The sequence below is a fragment of the Flavobacterium akiainvivens genome (genome assembly GCF_001278115.1).
Lineage (GTDB): Bacteria > Bacteroidota > Bacteroidia > Flavobacteriales > Flavobacteriaceae > Flavobacterium > Flavobacterium akiainvivens.
This window is the reverse complement of sequence record NZ_LIYD01000005.1, coordinates 2,319,093-2,337,076: the sequence shown is the minus strand read 5'-3', so window position 1 is coordinate 2,337,076 and position 17,984 is coordinate 2,319,093. Positions and strand designations below refer to the sequence as shown.

Annotated in this window: 15 protein-coding genes; 7 read left to right on the top strand and 8 right to left on the bottom strand. The window is 44.5% G+C overall.

The window, feature by feature from the left end:
• Window positions 1-3: 3 nt before the first annotated feature.
• The 4 genes from AM279_RS10470 to eno all read left to right on the top strand — a co-directional run bounded on the left by AM279_RS10470 (window position 4) and on the right by eno (window position 4,151).
• The gene (locus AM279_RS10470; RefSeq protein ID WP_054407913.1) at window positions 4-996 is read left to right on the top strand and encodes a DNA-directed RNA polymerase subunit alpha; all 993 of its coding nucleotides are present in this window, start codon (window positions 4-6) and stop codon (window positions 994-996) included.
• 36 nt (window positions 997-1,032) lie between these two features.
• On the top strand, window positions 1,033-1,539 hold the full coding sequence (gene rplQ, locus AM279_RS10465; protein ID WP_054407912.1) for a 50S ribosomal protein L17: 507 nt from the start codon (window positions 1,033-1,035) through the stop codon (window positions 1,537-1,539).
• A gap of 171 nt (window positions 1,540-1,710) precedes the next feature.
• Window positions 1,711-2,820 carry a glutamine-hydrolyzing carbamoyl-phosphate synthase small subunit gene (carA, locus tag AM279_RS10460; RefSeq protein ID WP_054407911.1) on the top strand — a complete coding sequence of 370 codons (1,110 nt, stop codon included), beginning with the start codon at window positions 1,711-1,713 and terminating at the stop codon, window positions 2,818-2,820.
• 35 nt (window positions 2,821-2,855) lie between these two features.
• A complete protein-coding gene (gene eno, locus AM279_RS10455) occupies window positions 2,856-4,151 on the top strand; it encodes a phosphopyruvate hydratase (protein ID WP_054407910.1) in 1,296 nt (431 codons plus the stop codon).
• Between the two features lie 236 nt (window positions 4,152-4,387).
• Here eno and AM279_RS10450 read toward each other — a convergent pair whose 3' ends face one another.
• The 3 genes from AM279_RS10450 to AM279_RS10440 form a co-directional block, all read right to left on the bottom strand.
• Window positions 4,388-5,629: a sulfate adenylyltransferase subunit 1 gene (locus tag AM279_RS10450; RefSeq protein WP_054407909.1), complete on the bottom strand. Its 1,242-nt coding sequence runs from the start codon at window positions 5,627-5,629 to the stop codon at window positions 4,388-4,390.
• 438 nt (window positions 5,630-6,067) lie between these two features.
• Window positions 6,068-6,970: a sulfate adenylyltransferase subunit CysD gene (gene cysD, locus AM279_RS10445; protein ID WP_054407908.1), complete on the bottom strand. Its 903-nt coding sequence runs from the start codon at window positions 6,968-6,970 to the stop codon at window positions 6,068-6,070.
• Window position 6,971: 1 nt separating this feature from the next.
• Window positions 6,972-7,688 (bottom strand): phosphoadenylyl-sulfate reductase, encoded by a 717-nt coding sequence (locus tag AM279_RS10440; RefSeq protein ID WP_054407907.1) that lies wholly within the window; start codon window positions 7,686-7,688, stop codon window positions 6,972-6,974.
• 334 nt (window positions 7,689-8,022) lie between these two features.
• Between AM279_RS10440 and AM279_RS10435 the strand changes: the two genes are divergently transcribed.
• Genes AM279_RS10435 through AM279_RS10425 form a run of 3 tightly spaced genes read left to right on the top strand, consistent with a single transcriptional unit; the run spans window position 8,023 to window position 10,340 of the window.
• Window positions 8,023-8,937, top strand: a complete 915-nt coding sequence (locus AM279_RS10435) for a dimethylarginine dimethylaminohydrolase family protein (RefSeq protein ID WP_054407906.1) — start codon at window positions 8,023-8,025, stop codon at window positions 8,935-8,937.
• Between the two features lie 14 nt (window positions 8,938-8,951).
• Complete coding sequence (gene ctlX, locus AM279_RS10430; RefSeq protein WP_054407905.1) at window positions 8,952-9,887, top strand: citrulline utilization hydrolase CtlX; 936 nt, start codon at window positions 8,952-8,954, stop codon at window positions 9,885-9,887.
• A gap of 9 nt (window positions 9,888-9,896) precedes the next feature.
• Window positions 9,897-10,340, top strand: coding sequence for an RrF2 family transcriptional regulator (locus AM279_RS10425; protein WP_054407904.1), 444 nt, complete (start codon window positions 9,897-9,899; stop codon window positions 10,338-10,340).
• A gap of 457 nt (window positions 10,341-10,797) precedes the next feature.
• Here the strand turns inward: AM279_RS10425 and AM279_RS10420 are convergent, their stop codons facing one another.
• The 5 genes from AM279_RS10420 to AM279_RS10400 all read right to left on the bottom strand — a co-directional run bounded on the left by AM279_RS10420 (window position 10,798) and on the right by AM279_RS10400 (window position 17,925).
• Window positions 10,798-11,262 (bottom strand): hypothetical protein, encoded by a 465-nt coding sequence (locus tag AM279_RS10420; protein ID WP_054407903.1) that lies wholly within the window; start codon window positions 11,260-11,262, stop codon window positions 10,798-10,800.
• A 72-nt stretch (window positions 11,263-11,334) separates the two neighbouring features.
• Window positions 11,335-12,618, bottom strand: coding sequence for a citrate synthase (locus AM279_RS10415; RefSeq protein ID WP_054407902.1), 1,284 nt, complete (start codon window positions 12,616-12,618; stop codon window positions 11,335-11,337).
• A 387-nt stretch (window positions 12,619-13,005) separates the two neighbouring features.
• Entirely contained in the window at window positions 13,006-15,090 is a 2,085-nt protein-coding gene (locus tag AM279_RS10410; protein ID WP_160316443.1) for a T9SS type A sorting domain-containing protein, read from the bottom strand.
• Window positions 15,091-15,187: 97 nt separating this feature from the next.
• Window positions 15,188-15,949 carry a LytR/AlgR family response regulator transcription factor gene (locus AM279_RS10405; protein WP_054407900.1) on the bottom strand — a complete coding sequence of 254 codons (762 nt, stop codon included), beginning with the start codon at window positions 15,947-15,949 and terminating at the stop codon, window positions 15,188-15,190.
• Window positions 15,946-17,925 carry a tetratricopeptide repeat-containing sensor histidine kinase gene (locus tag AM279_RS10400; RefSeq protein WP_054407899.1) on the bottom strand — a complete coding sequence of 660 codons (1,980 nt, stop codon included), beginning with the start codon at window positions 17,923-17,925 and terminating at the stop codon, window positions 15,946-15,948. Before AM279_RS10400 ends, AM279_RS10405 begins: the two co-directional genes overlap by 4 nt.
• Window positions 17,926-17,984 lie beyond the last annotated feature (59 nt).

Below are 17,984 nucleotides of genomic sequence, written 5' to 3'. Positions count from 1 at the left end.
AATATGGCAATATTTAATTTTCAAAAGCCCGATAAAGTTATAATGATCGATTCTACCGATTTTCAGGGGAAATTCGAATTTCGCCCTCTGGAACCCGGATATGGATTGACTGTTGGTAACGCACTTAGAAGAGTTTTACTTTCTTCGCTGGAAGGTTATGCAATAACATCTGTTCGCATCGAAGGTGTAGAGCATGAGTTTTCTACCATACCAGGGGTTGTTGAAGATGTTACAGAAATAATTCTTAACCTTAAGCAGGTGCGTTTTAAGCGCCAGATTGAGGATATAGATAACGAATCTGTTTCGATATCTGTAGGTGGAAAAGACCAGCTTACTGCCGGTGATTTCCAAAAGTTTATTTCAGGTTTCCAGGTGCTAAACCCTGAACTTGTTATCTGCAACATGGACAGCAAAATAACCGTTAACCTTGAACTTACTATAGAAAAAGGCCGTGGTTATGTTCCTGCTGAAGAAAACAAAAAGCAAAATGCTGCTATAGGCACTATCTTTACTGACTCTATCTTTACACCTGTAAAGAACGTTAAGTATGCGATAGAGAACTTCCGTGTGGAGCAAAAAACTGACTACGAAAAGCTGGTTTTTGAAATCATTACTGACGGTTCTATACACCCTAAAGAAGCGCTTACAGAGGCAGCAAAAACGCTGATACACCACTTTATGCTGTTCTCTGATGAAAGGATTACACTTGAGGCCGATGAAATTGCCCAAACAGAATCTTATGATGAAGAATCTCTTCACATGAGGCAGTTGCTTAAAACAAAACTGGTTGATATGGACCTGTCTGTTAGGGCACTAAACTGTTTGAAAGCGGCTGAAGTTGATACATTAGGCGACCTGGTATCGTTCAACAAAAATGACTTGATGAAATTCCGTAACTTTGGTAAAAAGTCGCTAACTGAGCTTGATGAGCTTGTTGCTTCTAAAAACCTGCACTTCGGTATGGATTTGAGCAAATACAAATTAGATAAAGAATAATCCTTCACCGAAAGGTAAAGGTTTAAATTTACAGCAATGAGACACGGAAAAAAAGTAAATCACCTTAGCAGGCAGGCCGGGCACAGGAAACTGATGCTGGCTAACATGGCTTGCTCCCTTATAGAGCACAAGCGTATTAATACGACTGTTGCCAAAGCCAAGGCGCTTAAAGTATACTTTGAGCCATTGGTTACTAAATCTAAAGAAGATACTACACACAACCGTCGTATAGTATTCTCTTACCTTCGTAACAAATATGCCGTTACTGAACTTTTTAGGGAAGTAGCTGCTAAAGTGGGCGACCGCCCAGGAGGTTATACCCGTATCATTAAGCTTGGTAACCGTCTTGGTGACAACGCTGATATGGCTATGATAGAGCTAGTTGACTTTAACGAACTGTATAACGCTACTAAAAAAGAGGCTAAGAAAACGACCCGTCGTAGCCGTTCAGCTAAAGCTGCTGCCGCTCCTGTGGCTGAAGCACCTGCTGCAACTGAAGCCCCTGCTGTTGATACAGAAGAAAACAACAATGCTGCTGAATAATCATGAACAATTGATTTTTCGATATTAAAAAAGGATAAACTTTACAGTTTGTCCTTTTTTTTTGCAATGCTTAACCGATTTAGACTAAGGCAAATGCAAAAATGCCTCGCCATTTCGGTAAAACCAATTTTTAAAGTAAATTTGCACGCAACACAACATCAAACTTCATACATGAAATACACGAACAGGAAAAAAGCGGTACTACTTTTAGCAGACGGCACCATTTTTTATGGCAAGTCTATAGGCATTGAGGGTACTGTTTTTGGAGAAGTATGTTTTAACACCGGCATGACCGGCTACCAGGAAATTTTTACTGACCCTTCTTACTTTGGCCAGATTATGGTGGCCAGCAATGCACATATTGGCAACTACGGTACCAATAATGAAGAGGTAGAGGCTGATAAAATTATGATTAGCGGCCTTGTGTGTAAAAATTTCAGCTTTAACCACTCTCGCGTTAACAGCGATGAAAGCCTGAAGCAATATTTTGAAGAACAAAACCTTGTAGCGATATCAGATGTTGATACCCGCGCACTGGTAAGCTACATTCGCGATAACGGCGCCATGAATGCCGCTATCTGTACCGAAGACTGCGATATTGAGGCCCTTAAACAACGCCTGGCTGAAGTGCCGGATATGAAAGGCCTTGAGCTGAGCAGCAAAGTTTCTACAAAAGAACCTTATTATGTGGGTAACCCTGATGCTAAATATAAAGTATCGGCGCTTGACCTGGGTATTAAGAAAAACATACTGCGCAACCTTGCAAAGCGCGATTGCTACATTAAGGTTTTCCCTTATGATGCTACCTATGCCGACCTTAAGACGTTTGAGCCTGATGGTTACTTCCTGTCTAACGGCCCCGGCGACCCTGACCCGCTTTTTGGTGCACAGGAAGCTGCACGCCAAATCCTGGCCGATGACCAGCCGGTATTTGGTATATGCCTTGGCCACCAGGTACTGGCCCTGGCTAACGGAATACCAACCTATAAAATGTTTAACGGGCACAGGGGTATTAACCACCCGGTTAAAAACCTTGTAACGGGTGAGGGCGAAATTACATCTCAAAACCACGGGTTTGCAGTAGACCGCGAAGCGCTTGAAAAGCACCCTGATTTTGAAATTACGCACCTTCACGTTAATGATGGTACTGTGGCCGGTATGCGCATGAAGAACAAAAACTGCTTCTCGGTACAATACCACCCGGAGGCCAGCCCGGGTCCGCATGATGCTACTTACCTGTTTGACCAGTTTATAGCAAACATTGAGAAATCGAAGAATTAAGAAGAATTAATTAGAAAATAAAACAACCGAAAAACATGAGCATTATTATTAAAGTTCACGCCAGGCAAATACTGGACTCTCGCGGAAACCCTACTGTAGAGGTTGACGTGGTTACTGAAAACGGGGTACTTGGAAGGGCAGCTGTGCCATCTGGGGCTTCAACAGGCGAACACGAAGCGGTAGAGCTTCGCGACGGCGGTAAAGATTATATGGGTAAAGGCGTTCTTAAAGCCGTAGAGAACGTAAACACCACTATTGCTGCTGCTGTTGTAGGTATGTCTGTTTTTGAACAGAATGCTATAGACAAAACCATGATTGAGCTTGATGGTACAGATAATAAAGGTAACCTTGGTGCTAACGCTATCCTTGGTGTATCGCTTGCTGCTGCTAAAGCTGCTGCTAACGAGCTTGGCATGCCGCTATACCGCTACGTGGGTGGTGTATCTGGCAACACGCTGCCTGTGCCTATGATGAACATCATTAACGGTGGTTCTCACTCAGATGCGCCTATCGCATTCCAGGAGTTTATGATTTTCCCTGTAAAGGCTAAAAACTTTACACATGCCATGCAAATAGGTACTGAGGTTTTCCATAACCTTAAAAAAGTACTTCACGACCGTGGCCTTAGTACTGCTGTGGGAGATGAAGGTGGTTTTGCACCAAACCTTGCCGGTGGTACAGAAGATGCCCTTGATACTATTAAGCTTGCTGTAGAAAAAGCAGGTTACACGTTTGGCGACGATGTTAAAATCGCGCTTGACTGTGCCGCTTCAGAATTCTATGTAAACGGTAAGTATGACTATACTAAGTTTGAAGGCGAAACAGGTAAAATACGCACCAGCGAAGAGCAGGCAGATTACCTTGCTGAGCTTGCTGCTAAATACCCAATTATTTCTATTGAAGACGGTATGCAGGAAAACGACTGGGATGGCTGGAAATACCTTACTGAAAAGATAGGTGACAAAGTGCAGCTTGTAGGCGACGACCTTTTTGTTACTAACGTAGAGCGTCTTTCTACAGGTATTGAAAAAGGTATTGCTAACTCAATCCTTATTAAAGTTAACCAGATTGGTACCCTTACCGAAACTATTGCTGCTGTAAATATGGCGCACAACGCCGGTTATACATCTGTAATGTCTCACCGTTCGGGCGAAACTGAAGATAACACCATTGCTGACCTTGCTGTTGCTCTTAACTGTGGCCAAATCAAGACCGGTTCTGCTTCACGTTCAGACCGTATGGCTAAATACAACCAGCTTCTTCGCATTGAAGAAGAACTTGGCGATGTAGCTTATTTCCCTGGTGAAAAAGCATTTAAAGTGAAATTCTAATCCGCTAAGGATATAGATATAAAGGGCCGCTCCAGTTTTGGGGCGGTTTTTTTTGGAGAAGGTGGGTTTTGAGTTTTGGAGCGTACACTTTATTACACAAAAAAGACGGCCCTGTATGGGCCGGACTTTTCAAAGCCCCGTGCATCGACCGGGGGAGAAATATATCATAAACAAGGTAGATATTTGCGGGGTTGCCTACTCAGCTGTAAAAACAACCCGCAACTCCCAACCCGCAACTACTCCACAAACCCTACTGCAACGGTATTGTTGGTTTGGGTGTCAACCAAAATGAAGGCTCCGTTGCCACGGTTGTCTTCAAAACGGTCAAGGAATAATGGTGCAGCGGTCTTAAGCTGCACTTTGGCAATGTCGTTCAGCTTTAGCGATGCCGCTTCATATACTGCCGTTGGGTTCTCCGGCGGAATAATGGCATCAATACCCTGTAGCTTACACGCAGCAGTACGCGTACTGGCCTGTATGGTGTAGCGCCCTCCGGGTACAGACGGTTTTTCGTCCATCCAAACCAGGGTGGCTTTTATGTCTTTCGATAGCAGGCTGTCATCCGGTTGTTGTACCAGCATCATGCCGCGGCTCACATCTACATCGTCCTTAAGGCGCAGTTGTATCGAATCACCGGCTGTGGCCGAAGCTAAAGTATTGGTAAACCTTCTAATTTCAACCACCTCGCTTGCGGTGCCACTTGGCAGCACCGTTAGCTTATCGCCAAGCTTTACGCTACCGCTGATGATACGGCCTGCATAAGCGCGGTAATCGGTAAACTCGGCGTTCTGCACGTGCAGTACCTGCTGCACATCAAGGCGAAACGCATCGGTATCCTGGGCGTTAGGCTTAATGTTATGCAGTATGCCACTCATGCTTTCTCCTTTGTACCACGGTGTATTATCTGATGCAAACACCACATTATCCCCCTTAAGCGAACTAATGGGCAGCACATGGATATCGGGCTTGTAAGCAAAGCCTCCGGTCATTTTATTGATGTCGGCAGCAATCTTTAAGAACACATCTTCGCTATAGCCCACAAGGTCCATTTTATTAATACAGAACACCACCGTTTGCAACCTTAGTAGCGTGCTGATAAAGTAGTGGCGGTGGGTTTGCTCCAGCAGGCCTTTACGTGCATCAATTAATATAATCGATACCTCACTGTTGCTGGCGCCGGTAACCATGTTGCGGGTATACTCTACATGGCCGGGGCTGTCGGCAATAATAAACTTGCGGCTTTCGCTTGAGAAATAGATGTGGGCAACATCTATGGTAATGCCCTGCTCCCTTTCTGCGATAAGGCCATCGGTTAAAACTGAAAAATCAAGATCATCCATACCCTTCTCGCGGGTTTTGCGCTCAATAAGCTCTACCTGCTCTATGGTAAGGGCATTGCTGTCGTTTAAAAAACGGCCTATCAGGGTACTCTTGCCGTCGTCTACACTACCGGCTGTATTTATACGTAGTAAATCCATTATTTAATTTTTAAGCTGCTTAGCTTCTGAGTATCTCAGCTGCTAAGCATGATTGCTTCTTGTAATGAGTTTTTTTGACACTAAGGGCACTAAGATTTTTCACAAAGGCCACAAGTAACAGATTATTTTTAAAACACAAAGACACAAAGAACACCAAGTAAAACACATCATAATATTAATTTTTAAGCCTTTGTGGCCTTTGTGTCTTTGTGTTTAAATTTTTTAGGGGTTGTTAGTCACAAGGCACTTCTGTTATCCTACCTTTCTTCACGACCCGTCCTTGCGGGCGGAGCTTGCGGAGCGCGGCAATCTTATTTCATTATCCTTATAGCACTAAATCTATTGAAACACAAAAAAAGATTGCTTCGTCGTTCCTTCTCGCAATGACGGAACCTGAAAAACGTTATGTTTAAGCAGCACAAAAGCTAAGAAGCTTTCCTAAAAATACCCACCCTTTTTACGTTGTTCCAATGCCGCCTCGCTGCGCTTATCGTCCATACGGGCACCACGCTCGCTTGATTTAGAAGACTTGTTTTCATACATAATGTCTTCAATGGCGCTTGCCGTGCTCACAAACGCCGCGGTACAGGTCATATCGCCCACGGTACGGAAACGCACCACGCTTTCGGTAATCTCATCGGTATCCACAATGTTCAGGTATTCGCTCCAGGCCAAAAACGCGCCATCGCGTTTTACCAGCTTGCGCTGGTGCGCAAAATATATCGTAGGCAGGCCAATGCCTTCCTGGTTAATGTAATTCCACACGTCTTCCTCCGTCCAGTTGCTTATGGGGAAAGCCCTTACATTTTCGCCAAAGGCAATCTTTCCATTCAGGATGTTAAACAGCTCCGGGCGCTGCTTCTTGGCATCCCACTGTCCAAAATCATCACGCACCGAAAAGATACGCTCCTTAGCCCTCGATTTCTCCTCATCGCGGCGTGCACCGCCCATACAGGCATCAAAGCCAAATTCTTCAATGGCATCCAGCAGGGTAACGGTTTGCAGGGCGTTGCGGCTGGCATACTTGCCGGTTTCTTCCTGTGCTTTGTTTTGGTCTATACTGTCCTGAACATAGCGTACAATAAGCTCCACACCAAGCTCTTTAACCAGCTGGTCTCTAAATTCAATGGTTTCAGGGAAATTATGCCCGGTATCAATATGCAGGAAAGGGAACGGAATCTTAGCCGGGTAAAATGCCTTTTGCGCCAGGCGGGCCAGCGTTATGCTGTCCTTACCTCCGCTAAAAAGCAGCACTGGCTTACGGAACTGCGACACCACTTCGCGGATGATGTAGATGCTTTCATCTTCAAGGGTTTGCAGGTGTATATTAGTATGTGCCATTTTAATAATTTTTATCTTGATGAATGTGCAGCCCGCACTCTTTTTTACCGTCTTCCCACCACCAGCGCCCGGCCCTAAAGGGTTCGCCTTCGGCCAGTGCACGGGTACACGGCGCACAGCCTATGCTCAGGTAGCCTTTTTTGTACAGGCTGCTCAGGGGTATGTTGTAGGTATCTATAAGCACTTCTACTTCTTTAAGGGTATAATGCAAAAGCGGGTTGAATTTAACCAGTTGGTTGGCCTCGTCCCATTCTAAAAGCTGCATGTCGCTGCGGTTGTCGCTTTGCTCGGCGCGGAGGCCTGTAACCCATAATTCAGCCCCTGTAATGGCTTTTTGCAGGGGAACCACCTTACGCACCCTGCAACACTCTTTGCGTTGCTCTATGCTGTTATAAAAGCCGTTTATGCCGTTAGCCGAAACGTATTGCTTTACGTCTTCCGCATCGGGGAAAAAGGTTTCGATATTAAGCTTGGGGTATTTGTTTTGCGTGCGCTGAAACACCTCGTAGGTTTCGGCAAACTGGCGGCCGGTATCGAGTGTAAACGTGTTTACAAGCTCGGCATAGGGCGCAATGTAGTGGGTAAGCACCTGGTCTTCTATACCAAAAGAGGTGCTAAACACCTTTTTACCACTAAAATGCTTCAGCACCAGCGGAATACTTTCAGCCAGAGGCAGGCCTTTTATTTCGTTATTCAGGTAAGCTAACTTCTCCTTCATTTCGTCTTTTCGGGGTAATAACTGTAATATTCGCCAAATATAGACATTAGTCTATGGAATTAATAGGATAATTGAAAGTTTTTTTGATTTTAGCGGTTAGCCGTCAGCTTTTAGCCATCAGATGCGAAGCGGATTTATACGGTTTTATTTCGGCTGAGTGAGCATTCCCCTCCCTCGGAGGGGTGCCGCAGGGCGGGGTGGTTTTACTTCTATTTAAATTCTCAAGCTACTCAGCACCTTAAAAACCCTCAAAAAATCAAACTAAATCCTACACTTCTTCTTAAAAAACTCTTAAACAGAGCCCTTTTTTTTATATTTGCGCAAAATCCAAGCCATGTTACCAATACATGTAACCAACGAAACCTCAAGGCTGCGCGCCGTTATACTGGGCACAGCTGTAAGCAACGGCCCTACGCCTACCGAAAGCGAGGCCTACGACCCTAAATCGCTCGAGCATATTAAAGCCGGCACCTATCCGCTGGAAGCCGATATGGTACCCGAAATGGAGGCCGTAGCCGCCGTTTTTGAAAAGCACGGCGTTACCGTGTACCGCCCGGAGCTTATTGAAAACTACAACCAGATTTTTAGCCGCGATATTGGCTTTGTGATAGACGATACGTTTATCTGGGCTAACATACTGCCCGACCGCCTGCGCGAACAGGAAGCCATAAAATATATTGTAGACCAGATAAACCCTGCCAAAGTGGTTACCCCTCCTGAAGAGGTACACATAGAGGGCGGCGACGTAATTGTGTGGAACGACCACATTTTTATTGGCACCTACAAGGGCAGCGACTACAAAGACTATATTACCGCCCGCACCAACACGCAGGGGGTAGACTTTATAAAACAACTTTTCCCTAATAAAATAGTCAAGGAGTTCGATCTGGTTAAAAGCCGCATTGAGCCGCGCGATAACGCCCTGCACCTAGACTGCTGCTTTCAGCCGGTGGGTAAGGATAAAGGCGTGATTTATAAAAGCGGTTTCCGTGAGGAGGCTGATTACCTGTATTTGGTTAACCTTTTTGGCATGGACAACCTGTTTCATATAGACCGTGAGGAAATGTACAACATGACCTCTAACTTCTTCTCTATTGCCGAAGACGTGGTAATCATAGAAAAAAACTTTACCCGCCTTAAAGATTGGCTTAATGGCCACGGCATCAACACAGAAGAAGTGCCTTATGCCGAAATTGCAAAACAGGAAGGATTGTTGCGTTGCAGCACTTTGCCGTTACTGCGCGATTAACTATATTTACAATCATGAAACAAATTACTGACACAATACTAATGATTCGCCCGGTGGCGTTCCGTATGAACGAACAGACTGCCGTTAACAATTACTACCAGAAGGTTATGGACAGCCTGCTCCCCGAAACCGTAAACGCAAAAGCCCAGCAGGAGTTTGACGCCTTTGTAGAAAAGCTGCGTGCCGTGGGTGTTAATGTAATTGTGGTAGACGACCGTAAGGATGTAGATACACCCGATTCGGTTTTCCCTAACAACTGGGTGTCGTTTCATGAAAACGGCGATGTGGCCCTGTACCCCATGTTTGCCGAAAACCGCCGCAGCGAACGCCGTGAAGATATTTTAGACCTGCTGGAAGACCACGGTTTTGTAATAGATAATATTGTTGATTATACCAGCGCCGAAGAAGACGGCCTGTTTTTAGAAGGTACCGGCAGCCTGGTGCTGGACCGCGAAAACGGCAAGGCCTACTGCGCCCTTTCGCCACGCGCCGAAGAAGAGCTGGTTATTGAATACTGCGAGGATTTTGACCTTGGCCCTGTGATTTTTGAAGCCTTCCAGACTGTAGACGGTGAGCGCATGCACATATACCACACTAACGTAATGATGTGCATAGGCAGTACTTTTGCCGTTATTTGTGCCGATTGTATAGACGATAAGCAGGAGCGCAAAATGGTGCTGGAAAACCTTAAAGCCGATGGTAAAGAGATTGTACTGCTTACTGAAGCCCAGCTGAACCACTTTGCCGGCAATATGCTACAGGTACAGGGTAAGGATAAAAGCTACCTTGTAATGAGCGATTCGGCCAAAAGCGTGCTTACGGCAGACCAGATAAACAAGATTGAAAAACATACCGAAATACTTACAGCCAACCTTGATACCATTGAGGCCTGTGGCGGAGGTAGTGCACGCTGCATGATGGCAGAGGTGTTTTTATTAAAAAAACAGTAACTTTACTATATGCTCTCAAAAAAGACGAAATACGGGCTTAAGGCACTTATATACATTGCACGGCAGGATGCTACCGTGCCCGTGCTTATTTCTGATATTTCGGAAAAAGAGCAGATACCCAAAAAGTTCCTGGAGGCCATTTTGCTCGATTTAAAGAAGTTTGGCATACTGGGCTCTAAAAAGGGTAAGGGCGGCGGTTATTATTTAATGAAGGACCCTAAAACGGTTACAGCGGCAACGCTTATACGCGTTTTAGACGGGCCTATAGCAATGCTGCCCTGTGTGAGCCTTAATTTTTATGAACGATGCGATGACTGCCCCGATCAGGAAGCGTGCAACCTGCACCACTTTCTGGCCGATGTGCGCGACAGCACGCTGGATATGCTACAGGGTAAAAGCCTGTTTCAGCTGGCGGGCCTTACCGAAAAAGAACCGGAAAGCGCCGAAGGGTAAAATCCTGTGAAATATTTTTGAAAGTGAGCCATCCTGAAAAGGGTGGCTTTTTTTATGGTAAGCCTGTTTGAGATTTTGATAAAAAATAAAAGCGGGTTTAAGAAACCCGCTTTTAACAAACCAACCAATCTTAAATTAACTGGAATCTCCTCACAAACCAATTAATTTGTACTGCAAAGATATATGCAGATTACATACTATGCAATACCCCTGCATTGTAAATTTTTATTAAATCATAGTTAAAAAGTATTAAAACCCGCGCTACACAAAGGATACAACGCTATTTATAATCATTATAAATATAAAGAATTCGCAATTTTTAACTATTGAATATCAATTATTGCTTTAAACTGAAACATTGAAAACGTTGTAGGAAGAAAGTCACTATTTTTTGAATTATAATTAAAAATTAGATTTGGGATTTTTAATTCAATTTAGAATTTTAAACAGGTGCATTTTATTTCAGTGTTTCGATAGATTGTGCACTTATAATACGTGAATTTCTATTGTAAATATTCACAATTTCCTTTTCACAACTTTCAATTTCTTTTAAGCCAGACTTATTTCTCTTCATAAATTGCCTGTTGAACTTTAAAATTCTCTTTAGGTCTCCATAGACTGGTATTACCTTGCAGCTGGCCTTATCAATATAGAGCAAATGTGTAGTAGCATGCGGGCTGTTCATTTCAAATTTATAGATGCCTTTTTCCCTCTTCCTAAGCCTATGGTTATCTGTCAGAGATCGTACAGTAAACATTTTTTCAAAGTCAGCGTAAAACGCATCACATTCATTTATATCAATTCCCTGTGAAGATATACAATAGTAATGAGCCACAGCTTTCTTATAGTCATAATGAGAAGATGTTGGCTTTACAGCACAAGATGTCAATACGAATAGTAAGAGATATACCGGAGACTTCATAAATATTGCTTTGTACCAATATAAACAAAAAAACCACCCTTTTCAGGATGGTTTTGTATATCAGATTAAAACTTATCGTTTTTCAATTTCGGTAAACTCCCTAAGCGGTGCACCAACATATACCTGGCGCGGACGGCCTATTGGCTCTTTGTTAAGGCGCATTTCTTTCCACTGGGCAACCCAGCCCGGAAGGCGGCCTATGGCAAACAGTACGGTAAACATTTCTGTAGGTATGCCCAGCGCCCTGTAAATAATTCCTGAATAGAAATCTACGTTAGGGTACAGGTTACGGCTCTTGAAGTACTCATCCTGCAATGCAGCCTCTTCAAGCTTTTTGGCAATGTTAAGTATTGGGTCATCAACACCAAGTGCCTCAAGAACGTCATCAGCTGCTTTTTTAATGATTTTAGCACGCGGGTCGAAGTTTTTGTACACCCTGTGGCCAAAGCCCATTAGGCGGAACGGGTCTTCTTTATCTTTGGCTTTTGCAAGATACTTATCAGCATCGCCACCGTTTGCCTGTATTTCTTCAAGCATTTCAAGCACCGCCTGGTTAGCACCGCCATGCAGCGGGCCCCATAGTGCAGATACACCGGCAGATATTGAAGCAAAAAGGCTGGCATGGCTTGAGCCCACTATACGCACAGTGCTGGTAGAGCAGTTTTGCTCGTGGTCGGCATGCAGTATAAACAGTTTATCAAGCGCATTGATAACAACCGGGTCAAGCTTGTAAGGGCCTGTAGGAAGCTCAAACATAAGCCTCATAAAGTTTTCTACATAGCCTTTTGTGTTGTCATAATAGTTAAGCGGGTAGCCCATGTTTTTACGGAACGTCCACGTTGCAATTACAAGGAATTTACCCATTGCCTTGCAAATGGTGTCATACAGTTCCTGGTTGTCGCTAACGTTTACCGGCTGCGGGTTAAAGGCAGTAAGGGCGCTGGTTAACGATGCCAGGATACCCATTGGGTGGGCATTTTTAGGGAAACCGTCTATAATGTTTTTCATCTCCTCGTTAACGAGGGTATGCTTGCGTATGTCGTTTTCAAACTTGGCAATTTGCCCGGCAGTTGGCAGTTCGCCAAAAATAAGCAGGTAAGAAACTTCAAGGAAGTTTGACTTTTCAGCCAGTTGTTCTATTGAATATCCCCTGTAGCGAAGGATACCTTCTTCCCCGTCAAGGAAGGTAATGGCGCTTTTGCACGCGCCTGAATTTTTAAAGCCCGGGTCAAGTGTTATGGCACCGGTTTCGCTGCGCAGTTTATCAATATCAATGGCAACTTCGTTTTCAGTGCCAACAAGCGTTGGAAATTCAAACTTCTTGCCATTAATTTCCAATATTGCAGTATTTGACATGATAGTATGTATGTTTATTTGGTTTGGAAAAAATATATTCCTGCGAATTTAAGCAATTACAATTTATCTGTAAAGAAAAAAACGCAATATAATCTTTCCTTAACCGTGTATTTTTGCCAATTATTTATATATACCGAAAGGGCCGTACACAATTTTGCGCCGGCCCTTAAGGATAGATATATTTAGGTAGTGAAAACATATTGAGGCAATTTACCGCGGCCCTGCACACCGGTAGGGGAGTGCACCCGGGCCGCACGGTAAGCCTTTTCTTTTAGCAATTTATTATATAGTCGCCCAAAAAGTAAAAAGGTTGCGTTTGGGTTAAAAAAAAGCAATAAAAAAAGCCGCACACTATTGTACGGCTTTTAAACGCAGGGGTTATACCCTTTATTCTTTTACTACTTTTTGAACTTTAACACCGGCCTGCGTATATGCTTTTACAAAGTAAATACCGGCAGCACGGCTGCTTAAGTCTATAGTGGTTTGTGTATTGTTAAGTATTTCGGTTTGCAGCAGCCTGCCCTGCACATCATACAGGTTAACCTGTTGCAGGTTGTTTGCTGCATTAATATTCACAACATCTTTTGCCGGGTTAGGATATAGTGTAACCGAAGCATCTACAGCAACATCATCCATTCCCATAACACCAAGCTGTGTTTCGGCCACATTGGTTTCAACCGGGGCGGTATAGCCAAAGTAAATACGTGCCGAACTAAGCACCGTTGCGCCGCTGGCAAGGTTATTTTTTGTTTTGGCCTTAAACAGTATATTGCCATGGCCGTCTGCGGCCTGCATAAAGGCGGGCATCATAAAGCGGGCGGTATTGCCCTGCACCTGTACCCTGGCATTGTGCGAACTGTTAAGCACCTGTAGCGTATTGATATCAAAATGCTCAGGGTCTACCTCGGTTTCTATTACCACGCTGTCGGGTGTTTCTGTGCCTTCGTTTGTAAAATTAACCACATAGTGCAGGTATTCGCCTATTTGGGTTACCGGGGCTACAGCGCCTTCTATACAGGTTATGCTGGCTGTGGTAGCCGTGGCTACGGCCTGTTGCTCTAAAACACTGGTATTGTCTGACTGTATGGCATCGGCAGTAAGAATGGCCTGGGCGTCAAAGCTTAGCGCATCGCCCACGTTTACCGGTATGGCATCTGTAGGGCTGTGTACCGCAAGCCTGATTTTTATCTCACGGCTTTCAAACGGTTCAAGGTTAGTATAATCCCAAACATACGTGGCAAGGTTGCCGTTTAATAGTGTCTGGTTGGCATCGGGCATAAAGCTGTTGGCATAAAAGTCAAACTTCGTGTAGTTCCACGTGCACTGCACCGAACCGCTAAGCACCTGGTTGCCTTTGTTTTTATACACCATTTTGTAATAAACGTCCTGTCCCGGAACGGGGGCTACAACGGGCATCATTACAATTTCTATATCGCTGGCGGCGGTATTGGGCGTTATACAAAAGTTAGCAGTAGCCTCAGCATTATTTACATAAGGAAACGCAACGGGAGCCACATAGCTTGCCTCGAAGTAATTTTCTTCAAACTGAGGGGCTACGGCAAAAGTACCGGCAAGGGTATACAACTCATACTCACCATTGGCATCGGTAAATACCGCGCAGGCTTCCGCACCTACTTCAGTGGTTACTTTCATGAATTTTTGCGAAGAATCGGCCACATCGCAGCCGTCACCATTTACATCAAAAGTAAGTGTACCTTTAATGGTGTTATAATCGCCACCCGGCGTAAAAGAACAAAATGAGTTAGCTACTACCGTAGTGTATCCGTTTGCTGCAAGCAATGCGCTAATGGCGGCAGCCTCTTGGTCATCAATACACATATAGGCCAGGCCGGGGTTGCCCTGCCACTGGTTATCGGCGGCAACGGCGGTATGGCCCATACCGTTTTTTATGTTTACGTAGGTAATGTTGTTATTGGCAAAGCTTACTAACGAAAGGTTTATACAGCCCGAAACATCCAGCTGGGTAAGGTTATTACCCGAACAGTTGGCGCTTTCCAGGTATTCCATACTACCAAAATCAAGCACGGTAAGCTGGTTGTTGCTGCAATCAAGGCCTTTAAGGTCGTGTGCATCGAGTATGGTAAGCGAAGTAAGCTGGTTGTTGTTTATGTATAGGTATTCCAGGTCTTCAAGCGGGGTAATATCCAATTCTGCAATGCTGTTGTCTGACACATACAGCACACGCAGGTTTGTAAAATACTCAATACCCTGTAACGATGCTATACCCTGGTTGTTAAGGTACAGTTCGCGCACTTCTTCGGCTTCGGCCTGGGTTATAGCGCCATCGCCGTTTGCGTCTACCGCAATATAATCGCTGCCATCGCTGGCAATCTGGTTGTAGGTGGCAGCGGTTACCAGCAGGTTTTCAAACGCGGCATCGGGTATGGTTATAACCTGGGCACCCGCAAGTGCGGTAAACAGTAAGGTGAAAAATAGTAAAAGTGGTTTCATAGCAATTAATCCCGGGTTAAGCATCAAAACTAACTAATAATTTAGCCAATGCGTTAAATGACTTAGAATTTTGCATCTTTCATTTAGAATTCGTGCATTATAACGATTTCAGTAATTCCTGCAGGCGCTCTTTTTTGCGCTGCGATATGGGCAAATGGCTGTTATCGGCCATTACGGCATAGCCACCATCCCTCTTTATATAAGATTTAAGGTAAGCCAGGTTTATAAGGTGGCTTTGGTGTATGCGTTCAAAACCCTGCTCGCCCAGCAGGTCTTCATATTCTTTAAGCGTTTTGGCAATAAGCACCGGCTTGTGGTCTTTTATGTAGAACTTGGTGTAGTTGTCCTGGCTTTCAAGCCTAATGATATCACTTACTTCAAACAGGTGTATGCCATCGCTGGTGCTAAGGGCAATGCGTTTAAATTTATCTACCTTTTTACGGATGTTTTCCAGCAGCAGGTCAATATGCGCAAAATTATCGTTGGTTTTAAGCGCTTTCTTAATTTTGGCTACCACCTTTTCCAGGTCTTCCGGGTCAACCGGCTTTAGCAGGTAATCCAGCGCACTAAACCTAAACGCCTTAACCGCATACTCTTCATGTGCGGTAATAAACACCACGTGGCTGCCCAGCCTGCCGTTGCGCTGTGCAAACTGCTCTAAAATATCAAACCCGGTACCATCGCCCAGCTGGATATCCATAAAAATAACATCGGGCGTATGGGTTTCTATAGCCGCAATACCTGCCTTAACGCTGTCTGCCTCTCCGTCTATTTTAATATCGGGGGCATACAGCGCCAAAAGGGCCTTCATGCCCTTGCGCAGGTTAGCGTCATCATCTATAAGTAAGGCAGTTATCATTTGTCAGACGAGTATTGTATGGGTAAATATAGTGTAATTATGGTTCCGTTTACAGCCCCTGCGGCGTCTTTGCGTTCGGCAATATCTACATAAGCGGCCTTGCCTGTTACGGCCTGTATAACTTCCAGCCTTTTACGCGTAATTTGGAGCGCCAGGCTTTTGTGTACCGTGACCGATTTTTCTTTGAGTTTGCGGCTCTGGTCTATACCTATACCGTCATCAATTACGGTGCACACCAGCTGGTTGTTGTCTATTTTAAAATCAACATAAATATTGCCCCTGCATTTTTTAGGCACAATGCCGTGTATAATGGCATTTTCTACAAAGGGCTGCAGCAACAACGGCGGCAGGGCGGTATCATCTTCTATATCCTGCGATTTTGTAATGCTGAATTCAAACGCCTGGTTAAAGCGCAGCTGCTCCAGCTCAAGGTAGTTTTGCAGGCTTTCTATTTCTTTATCTATGGGTATAAGCGACTCCTTACTATATTCCAGCGTGAGGCGCATAAGCTTGCTGAATTTAGCCAGGTATTTAATGGCCGAATCGGTACCGTTTTGCACAATAAAGCTTGAAATAGACCCCAGGCAGTTAAACACAAAATGGGGGTTCATTTGCAGGTGCAGTGCCTTTTGCTCATACTCAGCCAGGTCGCGTTGCAGGGTAAGGCGCTTTTTAAGCTGGAGCCTGCTGTACACCAAAAAGGCTATGCCAAACAACAGCACGCTAAGCAATACAATAAAAAGGATTTGCATTTGGTGGCGTTTTGCCTGCTCATTATATACGGCAATCTTTTTCTCGTTTTCAGCCTTCTGAAGGGCTGCCTTGCGCTCAAACTCAAAGTTCATTTCTTCGCGCACCATGGCCCTTATGTTTTCGCTGCTGTTTATTTTTTCGCGGGCTTCGGTATATTTTTTAAAATGGGCCAGTGCCTGTGCGGTGTTGCCTGTTTTTTCGTACAGGCTGCTCAGTTCTTTTTCAGATATCATAACCTGTTCTGCCACATCGGCCTCAACTGCCAGCGTGGCCGATTGCTCCAGGCACTCTATTGCCTGTGCATTTTTACCCTCTTTGGCATACAGTATGCCCAAATAGCCCAAAGATGCCGAGGTGCCAAACTTTTCGTCCATGCCCCTAAAAATAACCAGTGCCTTTTTGTAGAAGGCTTCGGCAGCGGCATAGTTGCCTTTTTTTACATGAAAGTTGCCTATGTTATTGTACAGCTCTGCCAGCCCGCGCTGGTTTTCATGTTCAGAGAATATTTTTTCGGCTTTATTGAAAAACTCCGTACAACGGTCAAACTCTTCGCGTTCCAGGTATATTTTACCAATATTGGTAAGTGTAACCCCCATACCGTTGTAATCACCGGTTTTCTTTTGCAGCCACTGTGCCTTATCAAAATACTGCAGTGCCTTGCCAAATTCTTTTTGCGACTGGTATACTATACCTATATTATTGGCAACCACCGCCACATATTCGTCTCTTTTAAGCTCTTCATAAATTTTAAGGGTCTTAAAATAGTATTCAAGGGCTTTTGCATAATCGCCCTGTTCAGAACACACCACCCCTATGCTGCCATAGGCACGCCCAAGGCCATCTTTAAGGTCGGCCAGGTCTTTTTGGGTAGCGGTGCTGGTAAGCCCCTCATAAACCGACTGCGCATTGGTAAAACTCTTAAGGGCGTCGGCATAACGGCTCATCATGAGCTGCGAATTGCCCATATTAACCCAGGCCGTGGCCTCCTGCCTTTTTAATTTATGCGCCCTGCTAAAATCAAGTGCCTGTTTGGCATACTGCTGCATTATGGCCGGGTTGTTCTCAGTATATTCGGCAGCAATTTCATTAAGCAATGCTGCCCTTGCGGTATCAGCAGTTGCTTTACCAAGCTCATTCTTAAGGCTGTCTATAACTTTATTTTGGGAGAATGCCGGCACACACACAAACACCACCAAAACCGGCAATAATTTTAAAAGCTTCATAAGCAAGGTCTTATTCAGGTAACAAAAGTATAATTTAGAATTGATATATTTTAACCTGT